General features: G+C 64.6%; 22 protein-coding genes. All 22 read right to left on the reverse strand.

Going from position 1 to position 12,003, the window contains the following annotated elements; translation table 11 throughout:
• Positions 1 to 74: 74 nt before the first annotated feature.
• The gene (locus FLL57_RS11565; RefSeq protein WP_142882960.1) at positions 75 to 1,220 is read right to left on the reverse strand and encodes an adenylate kinase; all 1,146 of its coding nucleotides are present in this window, start codon (positions 1,218 to 1,220) and stop codon (positions 75 to 77) included.
• On the reverse strand, positions 1,217 to 2,548 hold the full coding sequence (secY, locus tag FLL57_RS11570) for a preprotein translocase subunit SecY (RefSeq protein ID WP_013501932.1): 1,332 nt from the start codon (positions 2,546 to 2,548) through the stop codon (positions 1,217 to 1,219). The genes FLL57_RS11565 and secY overlap by 4 nt, the downstream gene beginning before the upstream one ends.
• Before the next feature lie 152 nt (positions 2,549 to 2,700).
• A complete protein-coding gene (gene rplO, locus FLL57_RS11575) occupies positions 2,701 to 3,186 on the reverse strand; it encodes a 50S ribosomal protein L15 (RefSeq protein ID WP_013501931.1) in 486 nt (161 codons plus the stop codon).
• Between the two features lie 12 nt (positions 3,187 to 3,198).
• A complete protein-coding gene (rpmD, locus tag FLL57_RS11580; protein ID WP_011158777.1) occupies positions 3,199 to 3,393 on the reverse strand; it encodes a 50S ribosomal protein L30 in 195 nt (64 codons plus the stop codon).
• A 59-nt stretch (positions 3,394 to 3,452) separates the two neighbouring features.
• Positions 3,453 to 4,028, reverse strand: coding sequence for a 30S ribosomal protein S5 (rpsE, locus tag FLL57_RS11585; protein ID WP_013501930.1), 576 nt, complete (start codon positions 4,026 to 4,028; stop codon positions 3,453 to 3,455).
• Positions 4,029 to 4,088: 60 nt separating this feature from the next.
• Positions 4,089 to 4,451 carry a 50S ribosomal protein L18 gene (gene rplR, locus FLL57_RS11590; protein ID WP_013501929.1) on the reverse strand — a complete coding sequence of 121 codons (363 nt, stop codon included), beginning with the start codon at positions 4,449 to 4,451 and terminating at the stop codon, positions 4,089 to 4,091.
• A gap of 11 nt (positions 4,452 to 4,462) precedes the next feature.
• Positions 4,463 to 4,996: a 50S ribosomal protein L6 gene (gene rplF, locus FLL57_RS11595; protein ID WP_013501928.1), complete on the reverse strand. Its 534-nt coding sequence runs from the start codon at positions 4,994 to 4,996 to the stop codon at positions 4,463 to 4,465.
• 112 nt (positions 4,997 to 5,108) lie between these two features.
• Entirely contained in the window at positions 5,109 to 5,507 is a 399-nt protein-coding gene (rpsH, locus tag FLL57_RS11600; protein ID WP_013501927.1) for a 30S ribosomal protein S8, read from the reverse strand.
• A 12-nt stretch (positions 5,508 to 5,519) separates the two neighbouring features.
• Positions 5,520 to 5,825, reverse strand: coding sequence for a 30S ribosomal protein S14 (rpsN, locus tag FLL57_RS11605; RefSeq protein ID WP_013501926.1), 306 nt, complete (start codon positions 5,823 to 5,825; stop codon positions 5,520 to 5,522).
• A 43-nt stretch (positions 5,826 to 5,868) separates the two neighbouring features.
• Positions 5,869 to 6,426 carry a 50S ribosomal protein L5 gene (gene rplE / locus FLL57_RS11610; protein WP_013501925.1) on the reverse strand — a complete coding sequence of 186 codons (558 nt, stop codon included), beginning with the start codon at positions 6,424 to 6,426 and terminating at the stop codon, positions 5,869 to 5,871.
• Positions 6,419 to 6,733 carry a 50S ribosomal protein L24 gene (rplX, locus tag FLL57_RS11615; RefSeq protein ID WP_011158784.1) on the reverse strand — a complete coding sequence of 105 codons (315 nt, stop codon included), beginning with the start codon at positions 6,731 to 6,733 and terminating at the stop codon, positions 6,419 to 6,421. Before rplX ends, rplE begins: the two co-directional genes overlap by 8 nt.
• Positions 6,733 to 7,101 (reverse strand): 50S ribosomal protein L14, encoded by a 369-nt coding sequence (rplN, locus tag FLL57_RS11620; protein ID WP_013501924.1) that lies wholly within the window; start codon positions 7,099 to 7,101, stop codon positions 6,733 to 6,735. Before rplN ends, rplX begins: the two co-directional genes overlap by 1 nt.
• A gap of 63 nt (positions 7,102 to 7,164) precedes the next feature.
• Entirely contained in the window at positions 7,165 to 7,413 is a 249-nt protein-coding gene (gene rpsQ, locus FLL57_RS11625) for a 30S ribosomal protein S17 (protein WP_013501923.1), read from the reverse strand.
• Positions 7,414 to 7,425: 12 nt separating this feature from the next.
• Complete coding sequence (gene rpmC, locus FLL57_RS11630) at positions 7,426 to 7,635, reverse strand: 50S ribosomal protein L29 (RefSeq protein WP_013501922.1); 210 nt, start codon at positions 7,633 to 7,635, stop codon at positions 7,426 to 7,428.
• Between the two features lie 5 nt (positions 7,636 to 7,640).
• Positions 7,641 to 8,054: a 50S ribosomal protein L16 gene (rplP, locus tag FLL57_RS11635; RefSeq protein ID WP_013501921.1), complete on the reverse strand. Its 414-nt coding sequence runs from the start codon at positions 8,052 to 8,054 to the stop codon at positions 7,641 to 7,643.
• A gap of 32 nt (positions 8,055 to 8,086) precedes the next feature.
• Entirely contained in the window at positions 8,087 to 8,794 is a 708-nt protein-coding gene (gene rpsC, locus FLL57_RS11640; RefSeq protein ID WP_011158789.1) for a 30S ribosomal protein S3, read from the reverse strand.
• 22 nt (positions 8,795 to 8,816) lie between these two features.
• Positions 8,817 to 9,200, reverse strand: a complete 384-nt coding sequence (rplV, locus tag FLL57_RS11645; protein ID WP_013501920.1) for a 50S ribosomal protein L22 — start codon at positions 9,198 to 9,200, stop codon at positions 8,817 to 8,819.
• A gap of 10 nt (positions 9,201 to 9,210) precedes the next feature.
• A complete protein-coding gene (gene rpsS / locus FLL57_RS11650; RefSeq protein ID WP_011158791.1) occupies positions 9,211 to 9,489 on the reverse strand; it encodes a 30S ribosomal protein S19 in 279 nt (92 codons plus the stop codon).
• 11 nt (positions 9,490 to 9,500) lie between these two features.
• On the reverse strand, positions 9,501 to 10,337 hold the full coding sequence (rplB, locus tag FLL57_RS11655; RefSeq protein ID WP_013501919.1) for a 50S ribosomal protein L2: 837 nt from the start codon (positions 10,335 to 10,337) through the stop codon (positions 9,501 to 9,503).
• A gap of 13 nt (positions 10,338 to 10,350) precedes the next feature.
• Entirely contained in the window at positions 10,351 to 10,650 is a 300-nt protein-coding gene (locus FLL57_RS11660; protein ID WP_011158793.1) for a 50S ribosomal protein L23, read from the reverse strand.
• Positions 10,647 to 11,267, reverse strand: coding sequence for a 50S ribosomal protein L4 (gene rplD / locus FLL57_RS11665; RefSeq protein ID WP_013501918.1), 621 nt, complete (start codon positions 11,265 to 11,267; stop codon positions 10,647 to 10,649). Before rplD ends, FLL57_RS11660 begins: the two co-directional genes overlap by 4 nt.
• Position 11,268: 1 nt before the next feature.
• Positions 11,269 to 11,994 (reverse strand): 50S ribosomal protein L3, encoded by a 726-nt coding sequence (rplC, locus tag FLL57_RS11670; RefSeq protein ID WP_011158795.1) that lies wholly within the window; start codon positions 11,992 to 11,994, stop codon positions 11,269 to 11,271.
• Between the last annotated feature and the right edge of the window lie 9 nt (positions 11,995 to 12,003).

Here is a 12,003-nt window from a genome sequence, read left to right on the forward strand (position 1 = left end):
CGTCTGAAACCTATCCGACGGGATATCGGGCCTTATTAAAGGATTCCGTTTCGCTTCGTCAACCGAATCCCAATTCAAGCTCGCTTCTTCGTGACCTTCTTGGCCTTCTTGCCACGCGTCTGAACCTTGGCGACAGCCTTGGTCTTCGACGCAGCGGCGGCCTTTCGGGTCGCCTTCTTGCCAGCCGCCTTCTTGCCGGCCGCCGGCTTGGCCGCGCCCTTGGCGGCCTTCACGACTGCCTTGGCGGCCTTTTTACCAGCCTTCGCAACAGCTTTGGCCGCCTTCTTCAGACCAGCCTTCGCGGTCTTGCCGACCGCAGCCTTGCCGGCCTTCGAAACGGCAGGCTTGCCCGCAGCCTTCTTGGCGACGACCTTCTTACTTGAAGCTGTCTTGCCAACCGCCTGTTTGGCCGAAGACTTTTTGGTGGAACCAGCCTTCGCACCCGACTTTGCGGCGGGCTTCGCCGCGGCCTTCTTGGGCGCCTTGGGCTTGGCCGCGGACTTGGACGTGGACTTGGACCTGGACTTGGCAGCCTTCGCCTTGGTCGCCGGCTTGTTGGCGCCGGTTTTCACCGTGCGCTTGGCGCGGGCAGCCTTGGTCCCCTTAGCCTTGGCGTCCTTCTTGGCATCAGCGGCACGAACCGCATCGAGCACCCGGCCGATCTCGCGGGTGACCTCGTCGATCGTCATCATGCCGTCGACGGTCAGCAGCTTGCGCTTCTCGGAATAATAGTCGACCAGCGGCTCGGTCTGCGCCCGATAGGCGGAAAGTCGCTTGGCCAGCGCTTCGGCGTTGTCGTCGGCGCGCGGCTCCTCGCCGCGGGCGCGCATCTCGGCGACGCGGGTCTCGACCCGGTCGAGCAGCGCGCCCTCATTCACCTTCAGCTCGACCACGGCGTCGAGATCGAAGCCCTTGTCCCCTAGCAGACGGTCGAGGGCCTCGGCCTGCGGCACGGTGCGCGGGAAGCCGTCCAGGATGAAACCGTGCGCGGCGTCGTCCTGATCGATCCGGTCGGAGATGATCCCGATCACCACCTCGTCCGGCACCAGACCGCCGGCCGCCATGATGTCCTTGGCCTTGAGGCCGATCGGCGTGCCCGCCGCGACCGCAGCGCGCAGCATGTCGCCGGTGGAGAGCTGCACGATGCCGTGCTGCTCGACCAGACGGGCCGCCTGGGTGCCCTTGCCCGCGCCAGGCGGTCCGAGAAGGATCAGTCTCATTTCTTGCGCCCCCGCAACTTCGACTTCTTGATCAGGCCCTCATACTGGTGCGCCAGCAGATAGCCCTGCACCTGCGCCACAGTATCCATCGTCACGCTGACGACGATCAGGAGCGAAGTTCCGCCGAAATAGAACGGTACCGCCGCGTAGGAGATCATCACCTCGGGAATGAGACAGACGACCGCCAGATAGATCGCCCCGACCACGGTGATGCGCGACAGCACGTAATCGATGTATTCCGCGGTGCGCTCGCCGGGACGGATGCCCGGGATGAAGCCCCCGTGCTTCTTCAGATTGTCGGCCGTCTCGGTCGGGTTGAACACGATCGCGGTGTAGAAGAACGCGAAGAACACGATCATGCTGATGTAGAACAGCAGGAACAGCGGCCGGCCGTGACCGAACTGGGTCACGATCCACTGGAACCACTCGGGCCCGCTGCCGGCGTTGAAATTCGCGATCGTGGTCGGCAGCAGCAGCAGCGACGAGGCGAAGATCGGCGGAATCACGCCGGCGGTGTTGAGCTTCAGGGGCAGATGCGAGGACTGGCCCTCGAACATCTTGTTGCCGACCTGGCGCTTCGGATACTGGATCAGCAGCCGGCGCTGCGCACGCTCCATGAACACGATGAAGGCGATCACGACGACGGCCATCACCAGCACGACCAGGATCAGGCCGGTGGACAGCGCGCCCTGACGGCCGAGTTCGAGCATGCTGGCGAGCGCCGACGGCAGCTCAGCGACGATGCCGGCCAAGATGATCAGCGAAATACCGTTGCCGATGCCGCGCGAGGTGATCTGCTCACCCAGCCACATCAGGAACATGGTTCCGCCGGTCAGCGTGATCGTGGTCGACAGCCGGAAGAACATGCCCGGGTCGGACACCACATTGCCCGCGCCTTCGAGGCCGACGGCAATGCCGTAGGACTGGAACAGCGCCAGCACCACGGTGAGGTACCGGGTGTACTGGTTGATAGTCTTGCGGCCGGACTCGCCTTCCTTCTTCAGCGCCTCGAGCTGCGGCGACACCGTCGTCAGCAACTGCACGATGATCGATGCCGAGATGTACGGCATGATGTTGAGGGCGAAGATCGCCATGCGGTGGATGCCACCCCCGGCGAACATGTTGAACATGCCGAGGATGCCGCCGGCCTGCTGGCGGAACACCTGCTCCCAGACGTTCGGATCGATGCCGGGCAGCGGAATGTAGGTGCCGAGGCGGTACACCAGCAGCGCGCCGAGCGTGAACCAGATCCGCTTCTTCAGCTCCTCGGCCTTACCGAGCGCCGAAAAATTGAGGTTTGCCGCAAGTTGTTCCGCTGCTGAGACCATGTCCGGCTTTCTCCCGCGCTGCTCGTCCCGATCCGCCGCCGGATGCGACGGCCGGGCCGGCGCCGGGCATCAATTTGGGGCGCGCGTGTCGAAAAATCCACCGTACCGGCGAGGCCGGGCGCCCGCTTTAGCAGCGGGCGCTGACGGGGACATTACGCCGCCTCGCCTTCTTCCGTCTTCGGGGCGAGGATCTTGACCGAACCGCCGGCCTTCTCGACCGCGGCGATCGCCGACTTGGTCGCACCGTACACTTCGATGTTCAGCTTCGCGGTGAGCTCACCGCGGCCGAGCAGGCGAACGCCATCCTTGGCACGGCGCAGCACGCCGGCTTCCACCAGCGCCGCGGCGTCGACCACCTTGCCGGCATCGATCGCCTTGGAATCGACGGCCTCCTGGAGGCGATCGAGATTCACCTCGGCGAAGTCGAGCGCGAAGATGTTGTTGAAGCCACGCTTCGGCAGGCGCCGATGCAGCGGCATCTGGCCGCCCTCGAAGCCCTTGATCCGCACGCCCGAACGCGCGGTCTGGCCCTTGCCGCCACGGCCGCCGGTCTTGCCCTTGCCCGAACCGATGCCACGGCCGATCCGCATGCGCTTCTTGCGCGAACCGACGTTGTCGGCGATCTCGCTGAGCTTCATCGCCCTGTCTCCTTACTTCTCGTCGACGACGCGGACGAGGTGTTGCACCTTGCCGATCATGCCACGAACCTCAGGGGTGTCCTGCAGTTCGGCGACGCGGCCGATCTTGTTCAGCTTCAGGCCGATCAGCGTCTCGCGCTGCGAGTGATGGCGCCGAATCGGGCTGCCGATCTGCTCGACCTTGATCATGTTTGCGGCCTTGGCCATCTCGTTCACTCCGAATCGCGTCTTGTCAGAAGACCGCGTGATCGCCGTCGATCACGCTGTTATTCGGCCACCACCTCGGCATCGCCACCGATCCGGCGCGACTGCAGGGTGGAAACCTTGATGTTGCGGCGCGCGGCGACCGAGCGCGGCGAGTCGACGCTCTTGAGCGCGTCGAAGGTGGCGCGAACCATGTTGTAGGGGTTCGACGAACCGACCGACTTCGCCACCACGTCCTGGATGCCGAGCGTCTCGAACACCGCACGCATCGGGCCGCCGGCGATGATGCCGGTACCGGCCGGAGCGGCGCGGAGATAGACGCGACCGGCGCCGTGACGGCCGGCGATGTCGTGATGCAAGGTACGCCCCTCGCGCAGCGCCACCCGGGTGAGATTGCGCTTGGCCGACTCGGTCGCCTTGCGGATCGCTTCCGGCACTTCGCGCGCCTTGCCGTGACCGAAGCCGACACGGCCCTTCTGATCGCCGACCACGACCAGCGCGGCGAAGCCGAAGCGCTTGCCGCCCTTCACCACCTTCGCCACACGGTTGATGTGGACGAGCTTGTCGACGAACTCGCTGTCGCGCTCCTCGCGCTCCCTGCTCCGTTCGCGTCCGCCGCGTTCGCGTTCAGCTGCCATGGTGTGTTCCAATCCTTGCGAGGCTCGCGCCCCGATCCTGGTATCCGTTCAATCCGAAATTTAGAAGCTCAGGCCGCTCTCGCGGGCCGCATCCGCCAGCGCCTTAACGCGGCCGTGATACAGATAGCCGCCGCGGTCGAACACGACTTCCTTGACGCCCTTCTGCACCGCGCGCTCGGCGACCAGTTTGCCGACCGCCTTCGCCGCATCGATGTCGGCGCCGGTGTTGCCGGCTTCGCGCAACGTCTTCTCCAGCGACGACGCGGAGGCGAGCGTCTCGCCCTTCGAATCGTCGATCACCTGGGCATAGATGTGCTTGGACGAGCGGAACACCGACAGCCGCGGACGGCCGTTCGCGGTGCGCCGCAGGGCGGTCCGGACGCGGTTGGTGCGCCGGGCATTCGTAACCTTCATCTTCGACATGACCGGCTCCGTTACTTCTTCTTGCCTTCCTTGCGGAAGATGAATTCGTCCGAGTAGCGGACGCCCTTGCCCTTGTACGGCTCCGGCGGACGATAGTCGCGGATTTCCGCGGCGACCTGCCCTACCTTCTGCGAGTCGATGCCGGCGACGTTGATCTCGGTCGGCTTCGGCACCGTGATGGTGATCCCTTCCGGGATGTCGTACAGGACGTCGTGGCTGTAGCCGAGAGCGAGCTGCAGCTTCTTGCCCTGCATTGCCGCGCGGTAGCCGACGCCGGTGATTTCGAGCTTCTTCTCGAAGCCCTTGGTGACGCCTTCCACCAGATTCGCGATCTGCGCGCGAGCCGTGCCGTAAAGCGCCCGCGCCCGATTGGTCTCGAACCGCGGCGAAACCGAGACCGAACCGTTCTCGAACTTCACGTCGACATCGTCGTGCACGACGAACTGAAGCTGGCCCTTCGGCCCCTTCATCTTGACGGTCTGTCCCTCGACGGTCGCCGTCACCCCCGACGGGACCGTGACGGGCTTCTTGCCAACGCGTGACATGGTCGATCCTTCTTAAACCCTGCATCCTCCGGCGAAATCCGCCCGGGACGATGCGCCAATTTCCGTTCTCCAGCGCGCCCCGGCCGCACCCTGCGGCCGAACGCGCCGGCGATTAGAACACCGTGAACAGAACCTCGCCGCCGACATTGGCGTCGCGGGCATCGTGATCGGCCATGATCCCCTTCGGGGTCGACAGCACCGAAATGCCCAGGCCGTTGTTGACGCGCGGCAGGTTCTTCACCGAAGCGTAGACCCGGCGGCCCGGGCGCGACACGCGCTCGATCTCGCGGATCACCGGCTCGCCGTCGAAATATTTCAGCTCGATCTCGAGCTCGCTGCGCCCCGACGGATGCTCGACCGAAGCGTAGCCGCGGATGTAGCCTTCCGCCTTCAGCACGTCGAGAACGTTGGCGCGCATCTTCGAGCCCGGGGTCGAAACCTTGGACTTGGAGCGCATCTGCGCGTTGCGGATACGGGTGATCAGGTCGCTGATCGGATCGTGCGTCGACATCTGCCGCCCTCCTTACCAGCTCGACTTGACCAGGCCCGGAACCAGGCCCTTCGAACCGAGATCGCGGATCGCGATACGGCTCAGCTTGTTGAGGCGATAGACCGAGCGCGGACGGCCGGTGAGGTCGCAGCGGTTGCGGATCCGGGTCGCCGACGAGTTGCGCGGCATCTCGGCGAGCTTCAGCGTCGCCGCGAAGCGCTCCTCCATCGGCTTCGACTTGTCGGCGATGAGGGCCTTCAGCCGCGCGCGCTTCGGCGCCGCGTTCTTTGCCATCTTCTTCCGACGGTTGTTCTTCTCGATCGCACTCTTCTTTGCCATGTGTGGCTCCTGGGTTTCCGCGTTTGAGAGGCTTTTCAGCGTCTCACTGCCGGAACGGGAAATTGAAAGCGGTAAGCAGCGCGCGCGCTTCGTCGTCGGTGGGCGCGGTGGTGCACACCGTGATGTCCATGCCCCACGACTCACCGGTCTTGTCGAAGTCGATCTCGGGGAAAATGATGTGCTCCTTGATGCCGAGCGAATAGTTGCCGCGGCCGTCGAAGCTCTTCGGGTTCAGGCCGCGGAAGTCGCGGACGCGCGGCAGCGCGACCGTGATCAGGCGGTCGATGAACTCGTACATCTTGGCGCTGCGCAGCGTCACCTTGCAGCCGATCGGCTGGTTCTCGCGCAGCTTGAAGGTCGAAATCGCGACGCGCGAATAGGTGATGACCGCCTTCTGGCCGGCGATCAGCGACAGATCGGCCGCCGCCTGCTCGGCTTTCTTGCGATCGTTCACCGCCTCGCCGACGCCCATGTTCAGCACGACCTTGTCGAGCTTGGGAACCTGCATCGCGTTGGCGTAGCCGAACTTCTCGGTGAGCTGGCTGCGGATGCTGCGGTCGTATTCCGTGCGCAGCCGCGGAACGTAAGCGGTCTCAGCCATCGATCTCTGCTCCCGAACGCTTGGCGACGCGGACCTTCTTGCCGTCCGCGAGAATCTTGAATCCGACGCGGGTCGGCTTGCCGTCCTTGCCGACGATCGCGATGTTCGACAGGTCGATCGGCGCCTCTTTCGAGATGATGCCGCCTTCCTGGGTCTGGGTCTGCTTCTGGTGACGCTTGACCACGTTGATGCCGCGAACCAGCGCCTTGCCGGCGTCCGGACGGACCTCGAACACCTCGCCGGTTCGGCCCTTGTCGCGACCGCTCAGCACGATCACCTTGTCACCCTTACGGATCTTGGCGGCCATTACAGCACCTCCGGCGCCAGCGAAATGATCTTCATGTGGTTCTTCGCCCGCAGCTCGCGCGGCACCGGCCCGAAGATACGGGTACCGATCGGCTCCGACTGATTGTTGATCAGCACGGCGGCGTTGCGGTCGAAACGGATGACGGAGCCGTCCGGGCGCCGGATGTCCTTGCGGACACGGACCACCACGGCCTTCATCACGTCGCCCTTCTTCACCTTGCCCCGCGGAATCGCTTCCTTGATCGAGACCACAATGACGTCACCCACGGTCGCATACCGGCGCTTGGATCCCCCAATCACCTTGATGCACATGACACGGCGTGCGCCTGAATTGTCGGCCACGTCGAGGTTGGTCTGCATCTGAATCATTGATGCACCTCGTCCTCTCTCTGCTGCGCTATTCGCGCGCTAAACTGATGCGCAAAAGCGCGCTTAGGCGGTCTTCTTCGGTTCGCCCCGGACGACGGTCCAGCGCTTCAACTTGGAGATCGGCTTGCTCTCTTCGATCCACACCATGTCGCCCGGCTTGAACTGGTTGTTCTCGTCGTGCGCGTGGTAGTTCTTCGAACGCCGGATGGTCTTCTTGTAGATCGGGTGAGTGAAGCGGCGGTCGACGCGCACCACGATCGTCTTCTCTTGCTTGTCGCTGACGACCACGCCCTGCAGGGTCCTCTTCGGCATGTCTAAAGGTCCTTACTTCGTCTTGCCGGCGCGCTTCTGCGCGGCGATGGTCTTGATGCGGGCGATGTCGCGGCGCGCCTCGCGCAGCCGGGAGGTGTTCTCGAGCTGGCCGGTGGCGCGCTGGAACCGCAGGTTGAAGCGCTCCTTCTTCAGCCCCAGGATCGCGTCGTCCATCTGGTCTTCGCTCATCGCACGGATGTCGGCGGTCTTCATCTCAGCCATGACGATTACTCCGCGATGCGCGCGACGAAGCGCGTCTTGATCGGCAGCTTGGCGGCGGCCAGGGTGAGCGCCTCGCGGGCGATCTGCTGGTTGACGCCGTCGATCTCGAACATCACACGGCCCGGCTTGACGCGGGCGACCCACAATTCCGGCGACCCCTTGCCGGAGCCCATGCGGACTTCGGCCGGCTTCTTGGACACCGGAAGATCCGGGAAGATCCGGATCCAGACGCGGCCCGCACGCTTCATGTGACGGGTCAGCGCACGACGGGCAGCTTCGATCTGGCGCGCAGTGATCCGCTCCGGCTCCATCGCCTTCAGGCCGAACTGGCCGAACGCCAGGGTCGCGCCCGAGGACGCCACGCCGTGGATGCGGCCCTTGTGCGCCTTACGGAACTTGGTTCTCTTTGGTTGCATCATGGCTTTACGCCCTCAATTCGAATTCTGCGCGATCAGGCGGCGTCGCGGCGCGGACGGGACGAACCGCCACCATCGCCTTCGGCCATGCGCTTGTCCTGGGCCATCGGATCGTGCTCGAGGATCTCGCCCTTGAAGATCCAGACCTTGACGCCGCAGGTGCCGAAGGTCGTGAACGCGGTCGCGACGCCGTAATCGATGTCGGCGCGCAGGGTGTGCAGCGGCACGCGACCTTCGCGGTACCACTCCATACGGGCGATTTCGGCACCGCCGAGACGGCCCGAGCAGTTGATCCGGATGCCCTCGGCGCCGAGACGCATCGCCGACTGCACCGCCCGCTTCATCGCGCGGCGGAACGCGACGCGGCGTTCGAGCTGCTGGGCGATCGACTCGGCGACCAGGGTCGCGTCGAGCTCGGGCTTACGGATCTCGACGATGTTGATCACCACGTCGGACGAGGTGATGTCGGCGACCTTCTTGCGCAGCTTGTCGATGTCGGCGCCCTTCTTGCCGATCACCACGCCGGGACGCGCCGAATGAATCGTCACGCGGCACTTCTTGTGCGGACGCTCGATCACGATGCGCGCAACCGCCGCCTGCTTCAGTTCCTTGTGCAGGATCTCGCGGATCTTGACGTCCTCGTGCAGCAGCTTGCCGTACTCGTTCTTGCCGGCGAACCAACGGGAATCCCACGTCCGGTTGATACCCAGCCGCAGCCCGATCGGATTGATCTTTTGACCCATCGAAAGTCTCCCGCGCCTTCGCTTAAGCGCTTGCTTCTTCGACCTGACGAACGACGATCGTCAGCTGCGCGAAGGGTTTGAAAATACGGCCCGAGCGACCACGGCCGCGCGGGGTGAAACGCTTCATCACGATGCCCTTGCCGACATGCGCCTCGGAGACGACCAGCGCGTCGACGTCGAGATCGTGATTGTTCTCGGCGTTGGCGATAGCCGATTCCAGGCACTTCTTCACGTCGACCGCGATCCGCTTGCGCGAAAACGTCAGGTCGGCGAGCGCCGCGGACGCCTTGCGGCCGCGGATCAGTTGGGCAACCAGGTTCAGCTTCTGCGGAGAGACGCGAAGCATCCTGGCGACAGCCTTGGCCTCGTTATCGGGCAGGCTGCGTTCGCGCTTGGGTTTGCTCATCGTCTCGTCCTCAACCCTTCTTCGACTTCTTGTCGCCGGCGTGGCCGTGGAAAGTGCGGGTCGGCGAGAATTCGCCGAACTTGTGACCCACCATTTCCTCGTTCACCGACACCGGGACGTGCTTCTGGCCGTTGTAGACGCCGAAGGTCAGGCCGACGAACTGCGGCAGGATGGTCGAGCGACGGCTCCAGATCTTGATCACGTCGTGACGGCCCGACGCGCGCGCGGCATCGGCCTTCTTCAGCAGCGAGGCCTCGACGAACGGGCCCTTCCAGACTGAGCGAACCATGTCCGGCTTCCTTACTTCTTCTTCCGCTTGTGGCGGCTGATGAGGATGAACTTGTCGGTCGACTTGTTCGAACGGGTCTTCTTACCCTTGGTCGGCTTGCCCCACGGGGTGACCGGGTGACGGCCGCCCGAGGTGCGGCCTTCGCCGCCGCCGTGCGGGTGGTCGATCGGGTTCATGACGACGCCGCGGTTGTGCGGGCGACGGCCGAGCCAGCGCTTGCGACCGGCCTTGCCGATCGAGATGTTCATGTGGTCCGGGTTCGAAACCGCACCGATCGCCGCGATGCAGCGACCGTGAACCAGGCGCTGCTCGCCCGAGTTCATGCGCAGGATCACATAGTCGTGGTCTCGGCCGACGATCTGAGCGTAAGTGCCGGCCGAACGGGCGAGCTGGCCGCCCTTCCCGATCTTCAGCTCGACGTTGTGCACGATCGTGCCGATCGGCATGTTGCCGAGCGGCATCACGTTGCCCGGCTTCACGTCGACATAGGAGCCGGCGATCACGGTGTCGCCCACCGCCAGACGCTGCGGCGCCAGGATGTAGGCCTGCTCGCCGTCCTCGTACTTGATCAGTGCGATGAACGCGGTGCGGTTCGGATCGTATTCCAGGCGCTCGACCTTGGCCGGAACGTCGACCTTGGTGCGCTTGAAATCGACCAGACGATAGGTCTGCTTGTGACCGCCGCCGCGGAACCGAACGGTGATCCGGCCGGTGTTGTTGCGACCGCCGTTCGAGCTCTTGCCCTCGGTCAGCCGCTTGACCGGCTTGCCCTTGTAGAGGGCCGAACGATCGACCATCACCAGCTGGCGCTGGCCCGGCGTCGTGGGATTAAAGGTCTTCAATGCCATGGTCTGTCCCGCCTCACAGTCCGGTGGTGACGTCGATGCGGTGGCCCTCTTCCAAGGTCACGACCGCACGCTTGACGTCCGACTGCGTGCCGAAGGTGCCGCGGAAGGCCTTGGTCTTGCCCTTGCGCACCAGCGTGTTCACGCTCTTCACCTTGACGTCGAACAGCTTTTCGACGGCTTCCTTGATTTGCGGCTTGGTCGCGCCGCCTTGCACCTTGAACACGACCTTGTTGTGTTCGGACGCCATCGTCGACTTTTCAGTGACGACCGGCGCAACGATCACGTCGTAATGGCGCGGATCGATGGATTTCATTTGAAGCGCGCCTCCAACGCATCGACCGCCGCCTTGGTCAGCACCAGCTTCTTGCGGCGCAGAATGTCATAGACGTTGATGCCCTGAATCGGCAGCACGTCGATGTTCGGGATGTTGCGGGCGGCCGCGGCGAACCCGGTGTTCACCTCGGCGCCGTCGACGATCAGCGCGCTCTCGAGGCCGAGGCCCGAGAAGTGACCGACCAGCGTCTTGGTCTTGGCGGCTTCGAGCTCGGCCTTGTCGAGCACGATCAGACCGCCGCCCTTGGCCTTGGCCGACAGAGCATGACGCAGCGCCAGGACGCGCACCTTCTTCGGCAGGTCGATGGCGTGCGAACGCACCACCGGGCCGAAGGCGCGACCGCCGCCACGGAACTGCGGCACGCGCTGCGATCCGTGACGAGCACCGCCGGTGCCCTTCTGCTTGTACATCTTCTTGCCGGTGCGCCAGACTTCGGCGCGGCCCTTGGCCTTGTGAGTGCCGGCCTGCCGCTTGGCAAGCTGCCAGATCACGCAGCGCTGAATGATGTCGGTGCGCGGCTCCAGACCGAAGATCTCGTCGGAGAGCTGGACCGAACCGGCCTCGTTACCCTCGAGGGTGGTGACTTTCAGTTCCATCTCACGCACCTTCCTGCTCGGCGGCCGGCGCTTCCGCAGCCGCATCGCCATTGGCGAGCCGGAACTTGCCCGGCTTCGGCGCATCCGCCGGCAGCGCCTTCTTCACCGCGTCACGCACGCGGATCCAGCCACCCTTGGTGCCGGGCACAGCGCCCTCGACCAGGATCAGCCCGCGCTCGACGTCGGTCTGCACCACGCGCAGATTCAGCGTGGTGACGCGATCGACGCCCATGTGGCCCGGCATCTTCTTGTTCTTGAACGTCTTGCCGGGATCCTGACGACCGCCGGTCGAACCGATCGAGCGGTGCGACACCGACACGCCGTGGGTGGCGCGCAGACCGCCGAAATTCCAGCGCTTCATACCGCCGGCGAAGCCCTTACCGGTCGAAGTGCCGGTGACGTCGACGAACTGTCCGACGACGAAGTGATCGGCCTGGATCTCGGCGCCGACCGGGAGCAGCGCATCCTCGGACACGCGGAACTCTTCGACCTTGCGCTTCGGCTCGACCTTGGCGGCGGCGAACTGGCCGCGCTCGGCCTTCGGCATGTACACGGTCTTGCGCGAGCCGGAACCGACCTGCAGCGCCACGTAGCCATTCTTCTCTTTGGTGCGGTGGCCCAACACCTGGCAATTGCCAAGCTTCAGCACGGTCACAGGGATATGCTCGCCGGCCTCTGTAAAGACCCGCGTCATCCCGACCTTCTGTGCGATCACTCCGGAGCGCATCGGCGTGCT

It is taken from the genome of Rhodopseudomonas palustris, assembly GCF_007005445.1.
GTDB classification, from domain to species: domain Bacteria; phylum Pseudomonadota; class Alphaproteobacteria; order Rhizobiales; family Xanthobacteraceae; genus Rhodopseudomonas; species Rhodopseudomonas palustris_G.

Bases quoted from the DNA above. Each gene is read 5' to 3' on its own strand.
- FLL57_RS11565 (WP_142882960.1), bottom strand. From the start codon at position 1,220: ATGAGACTGATCCTTCTCGGACCGCCTGGCGCGGGCAAGGGCACCCAG.
- secY (WP_013501932.1), bottom strand. From the start codon at position 2,548: ATGGTCTCAGCAGCGGAACAACTTGCGGCAAACCTCAATTTTTCGGCG.
- rplO (WP_013501931.1), bottom strand. From the start codon at position 3,186: ATGAAGCTCAGCGAGATCGCCGACAACGTCGGTTCGCGCAAGAAGCGC.
- rpmD (WP_011158777.1), bottom strand. From the start codon at position 3,393: ATGGCCAAGGCCGCAAACATGATCAAGGTCGAGCAGATCGGCAGCCCG.
- rpsE (WP_013501930.1), bottom strand. From the start codon at position 4,028: ATGGCAGCTGAACGCGAACGCGGCGGACGCGAACGGAGCAGGGAGCGC.
- rplR (WP_013501929.1), bottom strand. From the start codon at position 4,451: ATGTCGAAGATGAAGGTTACGAATGCCCGGCGCACCAACCGCGTCCGG.
- rplF (WP_013501928.1), bottom strand. From the start codon at position 4,996: ATGTCACGCGTTGGCAAGAAGCCCGTCACGGTCCCGTCGGGGGTGACG.
- rpsH (WP_013501927.1), bottom strand. From the start codon at position 5,507: ATGTCGACGCACGATCCGATCAGCGACCTGATCACCCGTATCCGCAAC.
- rpsN (WP_013501926.1), bottom strand. From the start codon at position 5,825: ATGGCAAAGAAGAGTGCGATCGAGAAGAACAACCGTCGGAAGAAGATG.
- rplE (WP_013501925.1), bottom strand. From the start codon at position 6,426: ATGGCTGAGACCGCTTACGTTCCGCGGCTGCGCACGGAATACGACCGC.
- rplX (WP_011158784.1), bottom strand. From the start codon at position 6,733: ATGGCCGCCAAGATCCGTAAGGGTGACAAGGTGATCGTGCTGAGCGGT.
- rplN (WP_013501924.1), bottom strand. From the start codon at position 7,101: ATGATTCAGATGCAGACCAACCTCGACGTGGCCGACAATTCAGGCGCA.
- rpsQ (WP_013501923.1), bottom strand. From the start codon at position 7,413: ATGCCGAAGAGGACCCTGCAGGGCGTGGTCGTCAGCGACAAGCAAGAG.
- rpmC (WP_013501922.1), bottom strand. From the start codon at position 7,635: ATGGCTGAGATGAAGACCGCCGACATCCGTGCGATGAGCGAAGACCAG.
- rplP (WP_013501921.1), bottom strand. From the start codon at position 8,054: ATGATGCAACCAAAGAGAACCAAGTTCCGTAAGGCGCACAAGGGCCGC.
- rpsC (WP_011158789.1), bottom strand. From the start codon at position 8,794: ATGGGTCAAAAGATCAATCCGATCGGGCTGCGGCTGGGTATCAACCGG.
- rplV (WP_013501920.1), bottom strand. From the start codon at position 9,200: ATGAGCAAACCCAAGCGCGAACGCAGCCTGCCCGATAACGAGGCCAAG.
- rpsS (WP_011158791.1), bottom strand. From the start codon at position 9,489: ATGGTTCGCTCAGTCTGGAAGGGCCCGTTCGTCGAGGCCTCGCTGCTG.
- rplB (WP_013501919.1), bottom strand. From the start codon at position 10,337: ATGGCATTGAAGACCTTTAATCCCACGACGCCGGGCCAGCGCCAGCTG.
- FLL57_RS11660 (WP_011158793.1), bottom strand. From the start codon at position 10,650: ATGAAATCCATCGATCCGCGCCATTACGACGTGATCGTTGCGCCGGTC.
- rplD (WP_013501918.1), bottom strand. From the start codon at position 11,267: ATGGAACTGAAAGTCACCACCCTCGAGGGTAACGAGGCCGGTTCGGTC.
- rplC (WP_011158795.1), bottom strand. From the start codon at position 11,994: ATGCGCTCCGGAGTGATCGCACAGAAGGTCGGGATGACGCGGGTCTTT.